Source organism: Rathayibacter sp. AY1E8, assembly GCF_002931415.1.
GTDB lineage: Bacteria > Actinomycetota > Actinomycetes > Actinomycetales > Microbacteriaceae > Rathayibacter.
Map to the genome: position 1 here is coordinate 1 of NZ_PSVI01000065.1, position 16,887 is coordinate 16,887.

Genomic DNA, 16,887 nt, shown 5'->3' on the forward strand with positions numbered 1-16,887 from the left:
GCCTGCGGCTCGTCCCAGAGGCTGTCGAAGTCGAAGCCGACCTGGCCGTTCGCCTCGTTGCGCTTCTCCCCCACCGCCGCCTCGACGGCGTCCTCGTGCACCTCGACCAGGGCGCGGCGCGTCGAGCCGAGCGAGTCGAAGGCGCCGGCCTTGATGAGCGACTCGATGGTGCGCTTGTTGGTCACCTGCAGCGGCACCTTGCGGAGGAAGTCGTGGAACGTCTCGAAGCGGCCCTTCTCCTCGCGGGCGGCCCGGATGCCCTCGACGACGTTCATGCCGACGTTGCGGACGGCGCCGAGGCCGAAGCGGATGTCGGTGCCGACGGCGGTGAAGAAGCCGATCGACTCGTTGACGTCCGGCGGGAGCACCTTGATCCCCATCCGCCGGCACTCGTTGAGGTAGGCGGCCATCTTGTCCTTGGAGTCGCCGACGCTGGTGAGCAGCGCGGCCATGTACTCCGCGGGGTAGTGCGCCTTGAGGTACGCCGTCCAGTAGGAGACGACGCCGTACGCCGCCGAGTGCGCCTTGTTGAAGGCGTAGTCGGAGAAGGGCAGCAGGATGTCCCAGAGGGTCTTGACGGCCTCCATCGAGTAGCCGTTGGCGATCATGCCGCCCGAGAAGCCCTCGAACTGCTTGTCCAGCTCGGACTTCTTCTTCTTGCCCATCGCGCGCCGCAGCAGGTCGGCCTGCGCGAGCGTGAAGCCCGCGAGCTTCTGCGCGATCGACATGACCTGCTCCTGGTACACGATCAGGCCGTAGGTCCCTCCGAGCACCTCCGAGAGCGGCTCCTCGAGCTCCGGATGGATCGGGGTGATCTCCTGCACGCCGTTCTTCCGCAGCGCGTAGTTGGTGTGGGAGTCGGCGCCCATCGGGCCCGGCCGGTAGAGCGCGAGGACTGCGGAGATGTCCTCGAAGTTGTCGGGCTTCATCAGTCGGAGAAGGCCGCGCATCGGGCCGCCGTCGAGCTGGAAGACGCCGAGCGTGTCGCCACGCGCGAGGAGGTCGTAGGCGGCCTGGTCGTCGAGCTCGAGGTCCTCGAGCACGAGGTCCTGTCCGCGGTTGGCGCGGATGTTGTCGAGGGCGTCGTCGATGATCGTGAGGTTCCGCAGCCCCAGGAAGTCCATCTTGATCAGCCCGAGCGACTCGCACGCGGGGTAGTCGAACTGCGTGACGATCTGGCCGTCCTGCTCCCGCTTCATGATCGGGATGATGTCGAGCAGCGGATCGCTGGACATGATGACGCCGGCCGCGTGCACGCCCCACTGGCGCTTGAGGTTCTCGAGTCCGAGCGCGGTGTCGAAGACCAGCTTGGCCTGCGGGTCCTCGGCGATGACGTTGCGCACGTCGAGCGCTTCCTTGTAGCGCGCGTGGGCGGGGTCGTTGATGCCGCTGAGCGGGATGTCCTTGCCCATGATCGCGGGCGGCATGGCCTTCGTCAGCTTCTCGCCCATCCCGAACGGGAAGCCGAGGACGCGCGAGGCGTCCTTGAGAGCCTGCTTCGCCTTGATGGTGCCGTAGGTGACGATCTGCGCGACGCGCTCGTCGCCGTACTTCTCGGTGACGTAGCGGATGACCTCGCCGCGGCGACGGTCGTCGAAGTCGACGTCGAAGTCGGGCATGGAGACGCGGTCGGGGTTGAGGAAGCGCTCGAAGATCAGGCCGTGGCGCAGCGGATCGAGGTCGGTGATCTTCATGGCGTAGGCCGCCATCGAGCCGGCACCGGAGCCGCGGCCGGGACCGACGCGGATCCCGTTGCGCTTGGACCAGTTGATGAAGTCGGCGACGACGAGGAAGTAGCCGGGGAAGCCCATCTGCAGGATGACGCGGGTCTCGTAGTCCGCCCGGTCGCGCACCTCCTGGGAGATGCCGTCCGGGTAGCGCTCGCGCAGTCCGGCCTCGACCTCCTTCACGAACCAGGTGTCCTCCGTCTCGCCCTCCGGCACCGGGAAGCGGGGCATGTAGTTCGCCGAGGTGTCGAACTGGACGTCGCAGCGCTCCGCGATGAGGAGCGTGTTGTCGCAGGCCTCGGGGTGGTCGCGGAAGACCTGGCGCATCTCGCGCGGCGACTTGAGGTAGAACTCGTCCGCGTCGAACTTGAAGCGCTTGGGGTCGTCGAGGGTGGTTCCGGACTGCACGCAGAGCAGCGCCGCGTGCGAGGTCGCGTCGTGCGCGTGCGTGTAGTGAAGGTCGTTGGTGGCGACCAACGGGAGGTCGAGGTCCTTCGCGAGCCGGATGACGTCGCCGATCACCCGCCGCTCGATGTCGAGGCCGTGATCCATGATCTCGGCGAAGAAGTTCTCCTTGCCGAAGATGTCGCGGTAGTCGGCGGCCGCCTGGCGGGCCTCCTTGTACTGGCCGAGGCGCAGGCGCGTCTGGACCTCGCCGCTCGGGCAGCCCGTGGTGCCGATCAGGCCCTCGGAGTACTGCGAGAGGATCTCGCGGTCCATGCGCGGCTTGAAGTAGTAGCCCTCGATCGACGCGCGCGAGGAGAGGCGGAAGAGGTTGTGCATGCCCGTCGTGGTCGAGCTGAGCAGCGTCATGTGGGTGTACGCGCCGGAGCCGGACACGTCGTCCCCTCCGCCGTCGCCCCAGCGGATGCGGGTCTTGTCGGAGCGGTGCGTCCCCGGGGTGAGGTAGGCCTCGGTGCCGATGATCGGCTTGATCCCCGCCGCCGTCGCGGTGCGCCAGAAGTCGAAGGCGCCGAACACGTTCCCGTGGTCGGTCACGGCGATGGCCGGCATACCCTCCTCGACCGCCGCGTCGATCAGCGGCTTCACCCGCGCTGCACCGTCGAGCATCGAGTACTCGCTGTGCACGTGGAGGTGGACGAAGGAATCGTTACTCGGCAAGGATGCGCCTCCGGCGGACTGCGGGCAGGGGAGGGATGGCCGGCGACCCGGGAGGGCCCGTGGACACGGCGGGAAGAAGTCTAACCGCGCCGGACGCGGGTCCGGCCGGGAGAGCGCGGATCACTCTCCGCGCAGCACCTCGAGGGCGTGCACCAGGTCGTCGGGGTAGGACGCCTCGAACTGCACCCACTCCCCCGAGCCCGGGTGGGTGAAGCCGAGCCGGACCGCGTCGAGCCACTGGCGGGTGAGGCCGAGCCGCTTCGAGAGGGTCGGATCGGCGCCGTACATGGCGTCGCCGACACACGGGTGGCGCTGGGCGGCCATGTGCACGCGGATCTGGTGGGTGCGGCCGGTCTCGAGGTGGATCTCGAGGAGGGAGGCGAACGGGAAGGCCTCGATCGTCTCGTAGTGGGTCACCGAGGGCTTGCCGTCGGCGCGGACCGCGAACTTCCAGTCCGAGGACGGGTGGCGGCCGAGCGGGGCGTCGATCGTCCCGGCGAGCGGGTCGGGGTGGCCCTGCACGACCGCGTGGTAGACCTTCTCGACCGTGCGGTCGTGGAACGCGCGCTTGAGGTGCGTGTAGGCGCGCTCGGACTTCGCGACGACCATGAGGCCGCTCGTGCCGGCGTCGAGCCGGTGCACGATGCCCGCGCGCTCGGCCGCACCGGAGGTCGACACGGTGAAGCCCGCGGCGGCGAGGGCGCCGAGCACCGTCGGTCCCTCCCAGCCCACGGCGGGGTGCGCGGCCACTCCGACGGGCTTGTCGATCACCACGATGTCGTCGTCGTCGTGCACGATGCCGAGGCCGGGGACCGCCATCGGCACGATCCGCGGCTCCTCGCGCGGGTTCCACTCGACGCTCAGCCAGGTTCCGGCGCGCACGCGGTCGCTCTTGTCGAGGACCCGTCCGTCGGCGCTCACTCCGCCCGCCTCGGCGACCTCGGCCGCGAAGGTGCGTGAGAAGCCGAGCAGCTTCGCGACGGCCGCGTCCACGCGGAGGCCGTCGAGCCCGTCCGGGACCGGCAGCTCTCGGGACTGCGCCATCAGCGTCCGCCGGGGCGGTCGGCGTCGCGGGCCGCCTCCTCGACGGAGGAGGCCGCTGCGGGGGCGCCCGCTCCGGGGGCGGCGGGAGCGCCGTCCTCGGACGCGACCTGCTCGTCGCGGCCCGCGCGCTCGCGGGTGCCGTCGAGGCCGACGCCCCGCACGCTCAGGAGGACGAACAGCGCCATCGCCGTGCAGATCGCGATGTCGGCGACGTTGTAGATCGCCGGGAGCAGCCACGGCGTGAAGAGGAAGTCGACGACGTGTCCGAGCCCGAAGGAGGGCTCTCGGAACAGCCGGTCGAAGAGGTTGCCGAGGGTGCCGCCGAGCAGCAGGCCGAAGAAGACGCCCCACGCGGTGGAGCGGATCCGGCGCGAGAACCAGATCACGGCGACGACGACGCACGCCGCGATGATCGAGAAGATCCAGGTCGACCCGCTCGCGAGGGAGAAGGCGGCACCCGGGTTCTTCACGTAGTGCAGGATCAGGACGTCGCCGAGGACGTGGACGTCCTCGCCCAGGGTCAGGTTCGTCGTGACCAGGAACTTCGCGGTCTGATCGATCGCGAAGACCGCGAGCGCGACGAGGCCGAGGGTGACGAGCACCCTCGGCCTGACGTCCGCTGCGGCGGGACTACGCCCCAAAGCCCGACAGCGAGGACTCCGTCGACGCCGGCTGGGTGTCGAGGTCGCGGAGCTGGCCCTCGATGTAGCTCTTCAGCTTCTGGCGGTACTCGCGCTCGAAGGTGCGGAGCTCGTCGATGCGGTGCTCGACCGTCGCGCGCTCCTCCTCGAGCTTCGCGACCTGCTGGCGCTGCTTGGCCTCGGCCTCGGCGACGATGCGGGCGGCCGTGGCACGGCCCTCGGCGACGAGAGCGTCGCGCTTCTCGGCACCCTCGCGCACGTGCTCCTCGTGGAGGCGGCGGGCGAGCTGCAGGAGTCCGCTGGAGCTCTCGGCCTCGTCGACCGGAGCCGACTGCGAGGAGCTGACGGGAGCGACGACCGGTGCGGGAGCCGGGGTGGGCTCGGGCTCGGGCTGCGACTCCGGCTCGGGTGCCTCGTCGACCACCGGGGCGGGAGCAGGAGTGCTCTCGCGCGGGGCGTCGGAGACTCGGGCGTCCGAGGGGCGGCTGTCGCCGGAGGAGAGGCGCTGACGAAGCTCCTCGTTCTCCTGGTTCAGGCGGCGGAGCTCCACGACGACCTCGTCGAGGAAGTCGTCGACCTCGTCCTGGTCGTATCCCTCACGGAACTTGGTCGGCTGGAACCGCTTGTTGACAACGTCTTCGGGAGTGAGCGCCATGGCTTTCCACCTTCGATTTCAAGTAGGTACACGTTTAACAACGCGCGACTAAAGCTAGCAACTTCAGGCGCACGGCGCAGTGCTGACACCGCGGGGAACGTCCGGACGTGCCAACGATACAGGGACGGTCAGGCGCGCTGGAGCCACGTGGCGATGTACATGCCCACGATGACGCAGAGCATGGTGAGGCTCCAGCCGAAATCGAGGGCGATCGGACCGATGGAGACCGGCTTGATCAGGCGTCGGAAGAAGCCGATCGGCGGGTCCGTGACGGTGTAGACGCCCTCCGCGGCGACGAGGCCGGCACCGCGGGGGCGCCAGTCGCGTCGGATCACGCGGACGAGGTCGAGCACGAACCGCGCCCACATCGCGAAGAAGTAGAGCAGCAGCACGAAGTACAGGACGCTCCCGAGGAGCGAGACGACGGAGGTCACCGGGGGCCAGGGCTCCCCGGGATCAGGACTTCGCGAAGAACGACGCGTCGGCGTCGCTCTCGGCGGAGGCGGAGTCGCCGGCGACGGTGATGTGCGACGGCGAGAGCAGGAAGACCTTGCTCGTCACGCGCTCGATGCGGCCGTAGAGGCCCTGCGAGAGTCCGCTCGCGAAGTCGATGAGGCGGCGGGCGTCCGCATCGCTCATCTGCGAGAGGTTGATGATCACGGGGATGCCGTCGCGGAAGTTCTCCGCGATGACCTGCGCGTCGCGGTACTGCTTCGGGTGGACGGTGAGGATCTCGTTCATCTCGGCGGGTGCCGTCGCCTTCGGGGTCTGGGGGGTGGGCTTGCGGAGCGGGGTGACCGTCGCGCGGGGCTGCTGCACCGGCTCGACGGGAGGGACGGGCTGCACCGGGGAGACCGGTGCGCGGTGGGCCGTCGCCGGGGCCGCCTCGACGGGCTCTGCGCGCTCGTACTCGACCTCTTCGTCGGCGAGTCCGAGGTAGACCATCGTCTTCTTCAGCGGGTTGGCCATGGGGTGTCCTCCGTGTCGTGTGTGCTCCCACAGGTGGGTCACCACGAGGTTAGGTGCGGGCGGGGCGTTCTCCGGTGATTGCCGATCCGATTCGCAGGTGTGTCGCACCCTCCGCGATCGCCTCGGCGAAGTCGTTCGACATGCCCGCCGAGATCGCCGTGGCGGAGGGCTCGACGGCGCGCACGCGGTCGGAGATGGACCGGAGCCGGGCGAACGCCGGACGGGGCTCCTCGTCCAGCGGGGCGACCGCCATCACGCCGCGCAGCGTGAGGCCGGGCGCCCCGGCGAGAGCCTCGGCGAGGGGCTCGACGTCGGCGGGCGACGCTCCCCCGCGGTCGGGATCCTCGGTGAGGTTGACCTGCAGGAACACGTCGAGCGGCTCCTCCCCCGCCTCGAGTAGCGGGACGAGCGCGAGCCGGTCGACGGAGTGGACCGCGTCGGCGTAGCGGCGCACCTGGCGCGCCTTCTTGCTCTGGAGCTGCCCGATGAAGTGCCAGCGCGCAGCGGTCCCCGCCAGCTCGGCCGACTTCTCCTGCGCCTCCTGGTGCCGGTTCTCGCCGAAGTCGACGACGCCCAGCTCGAGGAGGTCGCGGAGCAGCGACACGGGGTGGAACTTGGTCACCACGATGGTCGTGACCGAGGACGCCTCGCGACCGGCCGAGCGGGTCGCGTCGGCGACCCGCTCGGAGACCTCGGCCCAGCGCGCGGCCAGCTCCGGATCCGGCACGACTACTTGAGGAAGTCGGGGATGTCCAGGTCGCTGTCGTCGTCGTCGAAGGACGGGTCGGCGACCGGGGCCGGGGCGGCGACGGGGGTGCTCGACCAGATCGAGCCGGCCGCAGGGGCGGCGGCGGGAGCCGGGACGGCCTCGGCGGCCGACTCGCTCGCCGAGCTCTGCTGCTGGCGCGGCTGAGCGATCGCGGCCTGAGCGGTTCCGCCCGGCTCTCCGCCGTCGAACCCCGCGGCGATGACGGTGACGCGCACCTCGTCGCCGAGCGTGTCGTCGATCACGGCACCGAAGATGATGTTCGCCTCGGCGTGCACCGCCTCCTGGACGAGGCGCGCCGCGTCGTTGATCTCGAAGATGCCGAGGTTCGAGCCGCCCTGGATCGAGAGGAGCACGCCGTGCGCGCCGTCGATGCTGGCCTCGAGCAGCGGTGAGGCGACGGCCAGCTCGGCCGCCTTGATCGCGCGATCGGCGCCGCGCGACGAGCCGATGCCCATCAGCGCCGAGCCCGCGCCCTGCATGACCGACTTCACGTCGGCGAAGTCGAGGTTGATCAGGCCGGGCGTGGTGATCAGGTCGGTGATGCCCTGGACGCCGGCGAGGAGCACCTGGTCGGCGGTCGCGAAGGCCTCGAGCATCGAGATGCCGCGGTCGCTGATCTCGAGCAGGCGGTCGTTCGGAACGACGATGAGCGTGTCGACCTCGTTCTTCAGCGTCGCGACGCCGGCCTCGGCCTGCGTCTGCCGACGGCGTCCCTCGAACCCGAAGGGCTTGGTCACGACGCCGATGGTGAGGGCGCCGATCGACTTGGCGATCCGCGCGACGACGGGCGCGCCGCCTGTGCCGGTGCCGCCGCCCTCGCCCGCGGTGACGAAGACCATGTCGGCCCCCGCGAGGACCTCCTCGATCTCCTCGGCGTGGTCCTCGGCGGCGCGGCGGCCGACCTCGGGGTCGGCGCCGGCGCCGAGTCCGCGCGTCAGCTCGCGGCCCACGTCGAGCTTGACGTCGGCGTCGCTGAGCAGGAGCGCCTGGGCGTCCGTGTTGATCGCGATGAATTCGACACCACGCAGGCCGAGCTCGATCATGCGGTTGACGGCGTTGACGCCGCCACCGCCGATGCCGACGACCTTGATCACGGCGAGGTAGTTCTGGTTTGAAGTCACGTCTCCGGCCTCCGGGCTGAACCTTAAACCTGTAGTTGAGGCTTAAAGTTATGCTGAGTATGCATTTGGGGTTCGGCTCCGACGGTAGGCGGAGTCCGGTCGCGCTCCCAGCAGACACGCCCGCAACGCTCGAAAGAACGCGCGGATCCGCCGCCGGTCAGGGCCGGGGCGCCACGACGGCGGCCTGGGGCGAGGACACGTCGTAAGTGCCGACGACGGCGGGGTCGGTCGCGGCCATCAGCTTCTCGAGCACGACGGCCTTGAGCGCCGACTCGTCCGACCCGCCCCAGACGACTTCCGTGCCGTTCTGCAGGGTGAGCGAGACGTCGTCGCCGGTCGTGGCCGTGGCGGCCGTCACCTGCGGAGCGAGCGACGCGGGCAGGGAGCGCAGCACCCGCGCGGTCGCGCGGAAGCCGGCTCCCGAGGCGTCACCGGACGCGGTGGTGAGGACCGGGTAGCCGGGCTGCGCCGAGTCCGCCGTCTCGATGACGACTCCGGCCGCGTCCACGAGCTCGAAGCGGCCCCCCGCCGCGATCACGCCGAGGGGCGTGCGCTCGACGATCGACACCACGAGGGTGCTCGGCGGCCGGGTCTGCACCGAGTAGCTCTGGATGAGCGGGGACGCGCCCAGCACGCGGCCGACCTCGTCCCGGTCCACCAGGGTGAGCGGGACGCCGAGCTGGTCGTCGAGCTCGCTCTGCAGGGCGGCGGCGTCGACGCGCTGAGTGCCCGAGATCTCGATCGTGCGCACGGCCATGAGCGGCGAGAAGGCCGCGACTCCGACGATGAGGGCGAGGGCGACGAGCGATCCGGCCACGACCAGGGCGATCAGGCGGCGCCGACGCGCGCGCTTCGTGAAGCGGCGGACCTCCCCCCGCTCGTAGCGCCTCCGCTCGCGGGCGGCCCGGGAGACGGCCCGGTTCTCGGCACCGGGCAGGCGCAGGCCCGAGAGGGTGCGGCGGACCGCGCCCGCGCGCGACGGAGTGCGCTCGGCCGGCTCCGGGTCCACGCGGATCGCGGAGACGATCCGGATCGGCTCGGTGTCCGGCTCCGGCTCGCCGCCGCGCGTGGGGACGCTCCGACCGGGCGCCGGAGGGCGTCCGCCGTCGAGCCGCTTCACGGCCGCTCCCCCGCTTCGGGCGCGAGGACCGCGGTCATCGTGCGACCGGCGCGGCCTCGCTCGCGCCGAGCGACTCGAGCACCTGCGGGATGATCCGGTAGACGTCGCCGCAGCCGAGGGTGATGACGAAGTCGCCCTCGCGCGCGATGCCGGCCGCGAGGCGGGCCGCCTCCGCCCAGTCCGGGACGAACGAGACGTGCGACGGGTCGGCGAACTTCTCGCTGACCAGCGCTCCGGTCACTCCGGGCTCCGGATCCTCGCGCGCCCCGTAGACGTCGAGGACGATCGTCTCGTCGGCGTAGCGCTCGAGCGTCTCGGCGAACTCGCGGGCGAAGAGGCGGGTGCGGCTGTAGAGGTGCGGCTGGTGCACGGCGATGATGCGGCCCTCGCCGACCACGGTGCGCGCGGCGGAGAGGGCGGCGGCCACCTCGGTGGGGTGGTGGGCGTAGTCGTCGTAGACGCTGACTCCGCGGACCGCTCCGTGCAGCTCGAAGCGGCGCTCCGTGCCTCCGAACGCCGACACGGCCTCGAGCGAGGCGGCCGGATCGAAGCCCAGGCCCACCAGCACTGCGAACGCGCCGGCCGCGTTGATCGCGTTGTGCCGGCCGGGGATGCGGAGGCGGGCCGAGTAGCGCCTGCCCTCGTACTCGACCGAGAAGCCGACGGGGCCGACGAGGTCGAGGTCGACGACGCGGACGTCCGCCCCCTCGGCCTCGCCGAAGGTCAGCACCCGTCCGCCGTCCAGCCGCTCGGTGACGCGGACGGCGCCGGGGTCGTCGGAGGAGATGACGACGAGCTCGCTCGCGGAGGAGGCGAAGGTGACGAAGGCCTCCTCGAACGCCTCCAGCGATCCGTAGTGGTCGAGGTGGTCCGGGTCGACGTTCGTGATGAGGGCGACCGCGGTGTCGTAGAGGAGGAAGCTGCCGTCCGATTCGTCGGCCTCGACGACGAAGACCTCGCCGGAGCCGGCGGCGGAGGAGGTGCCGAGGCTCTCGATGATGCCGCCGTTGACGAAGCTGGGGTCGGCGTCGACGCCGAGCAGGCCGGTGACGATCATGCCGGTCGACGTGGTCTTGCCGTGCGCTCCGGCCACCGCGACCAGGCGCTTGCCGCGCACCAGCCAGGCGAGGGCCTGCGAGCGGTGCAGCACGGGCAGGCCGCGCTCCTTCGCAAGCAGGTACTCCGGATTGTCGGGCCACAGGGCGGAGGTGACGACGACCGCCTCGGCGTCCCCGAGGTTCGCCGCGTCGTGGCCGATGGCGACCGGGACGCCGAGCTCCCGCAGCTGCTCGATGGGGTGGGACTCGCGGACGTCCGACCCGGTGACCCGGTGCCCGGCGTGGTGGAACAGCCGGGCGATCCCGCTCATCCCGGAGCCGCCGATGCCGATGAAGTGGACCGAGCCGAGCTCGTCGGGGACGGTGATGCCGAGGTCGGGCTTGATCACGGGGCTCTCGCTTTCGGGTGGGTCGCGGCGGGCGGGAGGAGCCTCCCGCGGTGCGCCGGATCAGTGTAGACGGTGGGCGGGAGTGCTCTCCCGAGCCGCGCGGAGCGGGCTCAGCGCGGAGCGGAGAGGGTCGACTCGATCAGGTCGACGAGCCGCCCGGAGCCGTCGCGGACTCCCACGCGGGCGGCCCGGCGCGCCATCTCGTCGCGACGGGCGGTGTCGGCCAGGAGCGGTACGAGCTCCCGCTGGACCCAGCCGGGGAGGAAGGCGGCGTCCTCGACGAGGACCGCTCCCCCGGCGTCGACGACGCCGCGCGCGTTGTAGCGCTGCTCGCCGTTGCCGACCGGGTACGGGACGTAGACCGCGGGCAGGCCGAGGGCTGTCAGCTCGCTGACGGTCGCCGCCCCCGCGCGGGAGACGGCCACGTCCGCGGCGGACAGCGCGAGGTCCATCCGGTCGCAGTAGGCGAGGAGGTGGTAGCCGGCCACCCCCGGGTCCGTGATCTCGGCGCGGTCGCCCGTGATGTGGAGGACCTGGAAGCCGGTGGCGACGAGATCCCGGGCGGCGGCGTGCACTGTCGCGTTGATCCGGCGAGCGCCGAGGGAGCCGCCGGTCACCAGGAGGGTCTGCCGGGACGGGTCGAGGCCCAGCGCCGCCATCGCCTCGTCGCGGCGCGCGGCCCGGTCGAGCTCGGCGATCTCGCGGCGCAGCGGCATGCCGACCACCCGCGCGTGCGGCAGGGGCGTGCCCTCGAAGGCCACGCCGACCGAGCGGGTCGCGCGCGCGCCGAGGCGGTTCGCGAGCCCGGGGCGCGCGTTGGCCTCGTGGACGGTGAAGGGGACGCCGGCGCGGCGGGCCGCCAGGTAGGCGGGTGCTGCCGCGTACCCTCCGAAGCCGACCACCGCGTCGATCCGCCGGTCGCGGATCGTCCGGACGATGCCGGCGATGGTCGCGCGGAAGGCTCCGGGGAACCGCAGCGCCGCCGCGTTCGGGCGGCGCGGGAACGGCAGCCGCGGGATCACCGAGAGCTCGTAGCCGCGGAGGGGGACGAGGCGCGCCTCGAGCCCCTCGGCGGTGCCGAGCACGAGCACCTCGTCGCGCGGGTTCCGCCTGCGGATCTCGTCGGCCGTCGCGAGCAGCGGATTGACGTGGCCGGCGGTGCCGCCGCCGGCGAGCAGGTAGCGGGTCATTCCGCCGCCGCCTTCCTGCGGCGCAGCACGCCAGCGCCGGGCAGGGGCGCGGTCTGGGTGCGGGCGAAGGAGAGGACGACGCCGATGGCGAGGAGCGAGCTGAGCAGGGCGGTGCCTCCGGAGGAGATCAGCGGCAGCGGGACCCCCAGCACCGGGAGCACCCCCAGGACGACGCCGATGTTGACGAACGCCTGGCCGATCAGCCAGACCATGATCGCGCCGGTGCTGATCCGCACGAACGGATCGGAGGACGCGTGGATGACGCGGAAGAAGGCGACCGCGAGGACCACGAACAGCGCCAGGACGACGATCGCTCCGATCAGCCCGAGCTCCTCGCCGATGATGGCGAAGATGTAGTCGTTGTCCGCGGCGGGCAGCCAGGACCACTTGGCCTTGGAGTTGCCGAGGCCCACGCCGAAGATCCCGCCGGAGGCCATCGCCCAGGTGCCGTGCACCGGCTGCCAGCACGAGTTCTGGTACTCCTCGACGTTGGAGCAGTCGCCGAGGAAGGACATGATCCGGGTGAGGCGGTTGTCGCTGGAGACGGCGAACAGCACCGCTCCGATCGCACCGACCACCACGATCGGCACAAGGACCTTCATCTGGACGTTCGCGTAGAAGAGTGCGGCGAGGACGATGCCCGCCATGATCACGACCGTGCCCAGGTCGCCTCCGATGAGGACCAGTCCGATCGCCGCGCCGCCGACGATCAGGACGGGGATGAGCGCGTCCTTCCAGTCCTTCGGCGACCGGTAGCGGCGGGCGAGCAGGAGCCCCAGCCAGAGGGCGAGCGCGAGCTTGATGATCTCGGAGGGCTGCATGCTGAAGGCGCCGAGGCGGATCCAGTTGCGGTTCCCGCCGACGGAGTCGCCGAGCGGTGTGAAGAGCACGAGGCACTGGAGGACGCAGCCGGCGATGAGCAGGATCGGCGTCACGCGCTTCCACACGCCGAGGGGCAGCCGCGAGACCACCAGCATCATCGGGATCCCGAGGAGGGCGAACCCGCCCTGGCGCAGGAAGCCCCCGAAGGAGTCGTCGCTCGACACGTAGGAGGTGACCGACGAGGAGGAGAGCACCATCGTCAGTCCGAACAGCACCAGGAAGAGCGTGGTTCCGAAGAGGAGGTAGAAGTTCGGCGAGTGGGAGGCGAAGACCTTCGAGAGGACGATCCGCGCGGAGCGGGCCCCGCTCCGGTCCTTCCCGCGCGGCTCAGTGCGCGAGCGGCCCGCGGGGCGGCTCGTCGTCGGAGCGGTCATCGGCTCCCCCTCCCATGTGTGTCGCCACGGCGGCCGCGAAGGAGCGGCCCCGAGCCGCGTAGTCGAGGAACTGGTCCATCGAGGCCGCGGCGGGTGCGAGCAGGACGACGTCCCCCGAGCGGGCGAGCGTCGCGGCCGCCTCGACGGCCGCCTGCATCACCGCACCAGTGTCGTCCGGCACCGCCTCGCTCACGGGGAGGGCGGGCGCGTGTCGTCGGAATGCCGCGAGCAGCGCCGAGCGGTCGGCGCCGATCACCACGGCGCCCCGCAGGCGGCCGACGTGCGCGGCCACGAGGGCGTCCACGTCGACGCCCTTGAGCAGGCCGCCGACGACCCAGACGACCGACGGGTACGCGCGCAGCGAGGCGTCGGCGGCGTGCGGGTTCGTGGCCTTGGAGTCGTTCACCCAGGTCACCCCGTCGTGCTCGGCGACGACCTGGATGCGGTGGGCGTCGAGCTCGAAGGACGCCAGCGCGGTGCGGACGGCCGTGACCTCGATCCCGCACGCTCGGGAGAGCGCTGCCGCGGCGAGCACGTTCTGGACGATGTGCGGAGCGGCGAGGTTCCGAGCGGCGAGCTCGTCCACGGTGGTGATCTCGAGGGCACTGGTGCGGCGGTCCTCGAGGAAGGCGCGGTCGCAGAGGATGCCGTCGACGATCCCGAAGTCGCTCGGGCCGGGTACGCCGAGGCCGAACCCGATCGCCCGGGCGCCCTCCACCACCTCGGCGTCGAGGACCATCTGCTCGGTCGCCGCGTCGGCGCGGTTGTACACGCAGGCGACGCGGGTGCCGGCGTAGACCTTGCCCTTGGCCGCGCGGTAGGCGTCGAACGAGCCGTGCCAGTCGAGGTGGTCGTCGGCGATGTTGAGGCACGCGCTCGCGATCGGCTCGATCGCGCCCAGGTAGTGCAGCTGGTAGCTCGAGAGCTCCACGACGAGGACGTCGAAGCCCTGCGGGTCGCGGACCGCGTCGAGCACGGGCACGCCGATGTTGCCGCAGGGGGCGGCGCGGAGGCCGCCGGCCACGAGCATCGTCGCCGTGAGCTGGACGGTCGTGGTCTTCCCGTTGGTGCCGGTGACGGCCACCCAGTCGGCCGGAGTGCCGTCGGCGCGCACGACCTTGTCGCGGACACGCCAGGCGAGCTCGACGTCGCCCCACACGGGGATCCCGGACTCCGCCGCCCACACGAGGATCGGGTGCGTCGGCCGGAAGCCGGGCGACACCACGACCAGCTCCGGTGAGAACGCGTGCAGCTCCTCCGGAGCGGAGTCGAGGCGGTCGGCCCGGTGCAGGCGGGCGCCGATCACCTCGAGCAGGCGCTCGCGCTCCTCGTCGGCGCGGTCGGCGAGGACCAGCACCTCGGAGCCGAGCTCGGTCAGGGTGTCGGCCACCGAGAACCCGGTGACGCCCAGGCCCAGCACGGCGACGCGCAGGCCGCGCCAGTCCGAGTGCCAGCTGCGGAGGGAGTCGGGACGGGCGGGATCGGTCATGCCAGCGACAGCCATTCCAGGTAGAAGAGCCCGACTCCGGCGGCGACGAAGATGCCGGCGATGATCCAGAACCGGACCACGACCGTGATCTCGGCCCAGCCCTTGAGCTCGAAGTGGTGGTGGAGCGGGCTCATCAGGAAGATGCGCTTGCCCCGGGTCAGCTTGAAGTAGATCCGCTGGAGGATGACCGAGCCGGTCACGATGACGAACAGGCCGCCGATGAGGATGACCAGCAGCTCGGTGCGGGTGAGGATCGCCAGGGCCGCGAGCGCGCCGCCGAGGCCGAGCGAGCCGGTGTCGCCCATGAAGATCTGCGCCGGCGAGGTGTTCCACCAGAGGAAGCCCACCAGGGCACCGGAGACGGCCGCCGCGATGATGGCCAGGTCGAACGGGTCGCTCACCTGGTAGCACTTGTCGACGACCTCGGGGTTGAGGTGCTGGTCGAAGCACCACTGGTTCGACTGCCAGAACCCGATGATGACGTAGGAGCCGATCGCGAGGATCGAGGACCCGGTCGCGAGTCCGTCGAGCCCGTCGGCGACGTTCACGCCGTTCGACGTGCTGGTGACGATGATGCAGATCCACAGCACGAACAGGCCGATGCCGATCCAGCCGAGGGAGGCGAAGTCGAACGGCAGGTCGCGGATGAACGAGATCGAGGTGGACGCGGGGGTGAGCCCATTGGAGTCGCGGACCATGATCGCGATCACCGCGAAGGCCGCGGCGACGATGACCTGTCCGGCGATCTTCGCCCAGCCGCCGAGGCCGAGGCTGCGCTGGTTGCGGGTCTTCAGGAAGTCGTCGACGAAGCCGACGAGTCCGAGCCCGACCATCATGAAGAGCACCAGCAGGGCCGACGGCGCGATCGCCCGGTTGCCGAACAGCATCCCGAGGAAGTAGCCGACCACGGTGCCGATGATGATGACGATGCCGCCCATCGTCGCCGTGCCGTGCTTGACGTGGTGCGACTTCGGTCCGTCCTCGCGGATGAACTGGCCCCACTGCAGGCGGTGGAAGAGGCGGATGAACAGGGGCGTCATCAGGAGCGTGAAGGCTCCCGAGAACGCGCCGGACAGGAGGAGTGCCCTCATCGGTGACGCTCCCCGAGACGGTCGGCGAGGAAGCGCAGCCCCGCGGAGTTGGACGACTTGACCAGCACGGTGTCGCCGGGTCGCAGGTAGTCCTCGAGGAGGTCGAACGCCTCGTCGGAGGTCTCCGCGAAGACGGACTCGCCGCTCCACGATCCCTCGCGCTCGGCCGCGACGTGGATCCGGCGGGCGCCTCGGCCCACCACCACGATCTGGGAGATGTTGAGGCGGACGGCCAGCAGGCCCACGCGCTCGTGCTCCTCGTCGGCCCACTCGCCGAGCTCGCTCATCTCTCCCAGGACGGCGACGGTGCGCCCCCCGGGCTTCGCGATCTGGGCGAGGGTGCGCAGGGCGGCCGCGGTGGAGTCGGGACTCGCGTTGTACGCGTCGTTGATGACGCGGACGTCCTCGCCGCCCAGGACCTCCATGCGGCCGCGCTCGGCGAGGGTGACGGTCGCGAGAGCCTCGACGATCGCGGGCAGCGCCACTCCGACAGAGAGCGCGGCGGCGGTCGCCGCGAGGGCGTTCATCACGTGGTGCTCGCCGAGGACGCGCAGCAGGAGCTCGGCGCGAGCGGCCTCGCGGCCCTCCCCCGCCGAGACCTCGATGGCGAAGCGGGTGCCGTCGGCGGTCGCGTCGATGTCGACGGCGCGGACGTCCGCGCTCTCGCCGCGGCCGAACCAGAGGACCCGGGCGGCGGTGCGGCCCGCCATCGAGGCGACCCGGCCGTCGTCGGCGTTCAGCACGGCGACGTCGTCGGCGGTGAGGTCGGCGACCATCTCTGTCTTGGCCTCGAGCGTGCGCTCGATCCCGCCGAACTCGCCGGCGTGCGCGAGGCCCACGGCGAGGACGACGCCGACGTCGGGCCTGGCCATCCGGACGAGGCGGCGGATCTCGCCGACCGCGCTCGCGCCCATCTCGGCGACGAGGAAGCGCGTCGACTCGGACACCTGGAGCATCGTGATCGGCGCGCCGACCTCGTTGTTGAAGGATCCGCGCGGAGCGACCGTCTCTCCGACCCGCTCGAGGACGGTGCGGAGGAGGTTCTTGGTCGTCGTCTTGCCGTTCGAGCCGGTGACGCCGATGACGGTGAGCCCGCCCTTCGCGCGGACGCGGCGGACGACCTCGGTCGCCAGCGCGCCGAGCGCCTCGACGGAGTCGTCGACGAGGACCTGCGGCACGTCGAGGTCGAGGGGGCGCTCCACGATGAGGAGCGCGGCACCGCGCTCGAGAGCGGCGGGAGCGAAGA

General features: G+C 71.3%; 15 protein-coding genes. All 15 read right to left on the reverse strand.

The annotated features are described in order from the left end of the window. Window positions 1–2,798: DNA polymerase III subunit alpha (gene dnaE / locus C5C74_RS14945; RefSeq protein ID WP_258064197.1), on the reverse strand; the 2,798-nt coding region annotated here is incomplete at its 3' end. Between the two features lie 171 nt (window positions 2,799–2,969). Then, window positions 2,970–3,893 carry an RluA family pseudouridine synthase gene (locus C5C74_RS14950; RefSeq protein WP_104273468.1) on the reverse strand — a complete coding sequence of 308 codons (924 nt, stop codon included), beginning with the start codon at window positions 3,891–3,893 and terminating at the stop codon, window positions 2,970–2,972. Further along, the gene (gene lspA / locus C5C74_RS14955; RefSeq protein ID WP_104239385.1) at window positions 3,893–4,495 is read right to left on the reverse strand and encodes a signal peptidase II; all 603 of its coding nucleotides are present in this window, start codon (window positions 4,493–4,495) and stop codon (window positions 3,893–3,895) included. The genes C5C74_RS14950 and lspA overlap by 1 nt, the downstream gene beginning before the upstream one ends. A gap of 28 nt (window positions 4,496–4,523) precedes the next feature. Beyond that, complete coding sequence (locus C5C74_RS14960) at window positions 4,524–5,189, reverse strand: DivIVA domain-containing protein (RefSeq protein ID WP_104351807.1); 666 nt, start codon at window positions 5,187–5,189, stop codon at window positions 4,524–4,526. 128 nt (window positions 5,190–5,317) lie between these two features. Then, on the reverse strand, window positions 5,318–5,623 hold the full coding sequence (locus C5C74_RS14965; protein WP_258059242.1) for a YggT family protein: 306 nt from the start codon (window positions 5,621–5,623) through the stop codon (window positions 5,318–5,320). A 22-nt stretch (window positions 5,624–5,645) separates the two neighbouring features. Further along, complete coding sequence (locus C5C74_RS14970; protein WP_104222599.1) at window positions 5,646–6,158, reverse strand: cell division protein SepF; 513 nt, start codon at window positions 6,156–6,158, stop codon at window positions 5,646–5,648. 49 nt (window positions 6,159–6,207) lie between these two features. Further along, the gene (locus C5C74_RS14975; RefSeq protein ID WP_104222598.1) at window positions 6,208–6,885 is read right to left on the reverse strand and encodes a YggS family pyridoxal phosphate-dependent enzyme; all 678 of its coding nucleotides are present in this window, start codon (window positions 6,883–6,885) and stop codon (window positions 6,208–6,210) included. 2 nt (window positions 6,886–6,887) lie between these two features. Next, a complete protein-coding gene (gene ftsZ, locus C5C74_RS14980) occupies window positions 6,888–8,048 on the reverse strand; it encodes a cell division protein FtsZ (protein WP_104263024.1) in 1,161 nt (386 codons plus the stop codon). A 157-nt stretch (window positions 8,049–8,205) separates the two neighbouring features. Continuing rightward, window positions 8,206–9,168, reverse strand: coding sequence for a cell division protein FtsQ/DivIB (locus C5C74_RS14985; RefSeq protein ID WP_104351808.1), 963 nt, complete (start codon window positions 9,166–9,168; stop codon window positions 8,206–8,208). A 34-nt stretch (window positions 9,169–9,202) separates the two neighbouring features. After that, a complete protein-coding gene (gene murC, locus C5C74_RS14990; protein WP_104250759.1) occupies window positions 9,203–10,615 on the reverse strand; it encodes a UDP-N-acetylmuramate--L-alanine ligase in 1,413 nt (470 codons plus the stop codon). Between the two features lie 110 nt (window positions 10,616–10,725). Beyond that, entirely contained in the window at window positions 10,726–11,805 is a 1,080-nt protein-coding gene (gene murG / locus C5C74_RS14995) for an undecaprenyldiphospho-muramoylpentapeptide beta-N-acetylglucosaminyltransferase (protein ID WP_104351809.1), read from the reverse strand. Next, window positions 11,802–13,061 (reverse strand): putative lipid II flippase FtsW, encoded by a 1,260-nt coding sequence (ftsW, locus tag C5C74_RS15000; RefSeq protein WP_104222593.1) that lies wholly within the window; start codon window positions 13,059–13,061, stop codon window positions 11,802–11,804. Before ftsW ends, murG begins: the two co-directional genes overlap by 4 nt. Beyond that, a complete protein-coding gene (gene murD / locus C5C74_RS15005; protein WP_104351810.1) occupies window positions 13,015–14,550 on the reverse strand; it encodes a UDP-N-acetylmuramoyl-L-alanine--D-glutamate ligase in 1,536 nt (511 codons plus the stop codon). The genes ftsW and murD overlap by 47 nt, the downstream gene beginning before the upstream one ends. Beyond that, entirely contained in the window at window positions 14,547–15,641 is a 1,095-nt protein-coding gene (gene mraY / locus C5C74_RS15010) for a phospho-N-acetylmuramoyl-pentapeptide-transferase (protein WP_104222591.1), read from the reverse strand. The genes murD and mraY overlap by 4 nt, the downstream gene beginning before the upstream one ends. Beyond that, window positions 15,638–16,887: UDP-N-acetylmuramoyl-tripeptide--D-alanyl-D-alanine ligase (murF, locus tag C5C74_RS15015; RefSeq protein ID WP_104351811.1), on the reverse strand; the 1,250-nt coding region annotated here is incomplete at its 5' end. The genes murF and mraY, both read right to left, overlap by 4 nt.

Coding starts and splice junctions, on each gene's coding strand:
- C5C74_RS14950 (WP_104273468.1), bottom strand. CDS start 3,893: ATGGCGCAGTCCCGAGAGCTGCCGGTCCCGGACGGGCTCGACGGCCTC.
- C5C74_RS14960 (WP_104351807.1), bottom strand. CDS start 5,189: ATGGCGCTCACTCCCGAAGACGTTGTCAACAAGCGGTTCCAGCCGACC.
- C5C74_RS14970 (WP_104222599.1), bottom strand. CDS start 6,158: ATGGCCAACCCGCTGAAGAAGACGATGGTCTACCTCGGACTCGCCGAC.
- murG (WP_104351809.1), bottom strand. CDS start 11,805: ATGACCCGCTACCTGCTCGCCGGCGGCGGCACCGCCGGCCACGTCAAT.
- ftsW (WP_104222593.1), bottom strand. CDS start 13,061: ATGACCGCTCCGACGACGAGCCGCCCCGCGGGCCGCTCGCGCACTGAG.
- murD (WP_104351810.1), bottom strand. CDS start 14,550: ATGACCGATCCCGCCCGTCCCGACTCCCTCCGCAGCTGGCACTCGGAC.
- mraY (WP_104222591.1), bottom strand. CDS start 15,641: ATGAGGGCACTCCTCCTGTCCGGCGCGTTCTCGGGAGCCTTCACGCTC.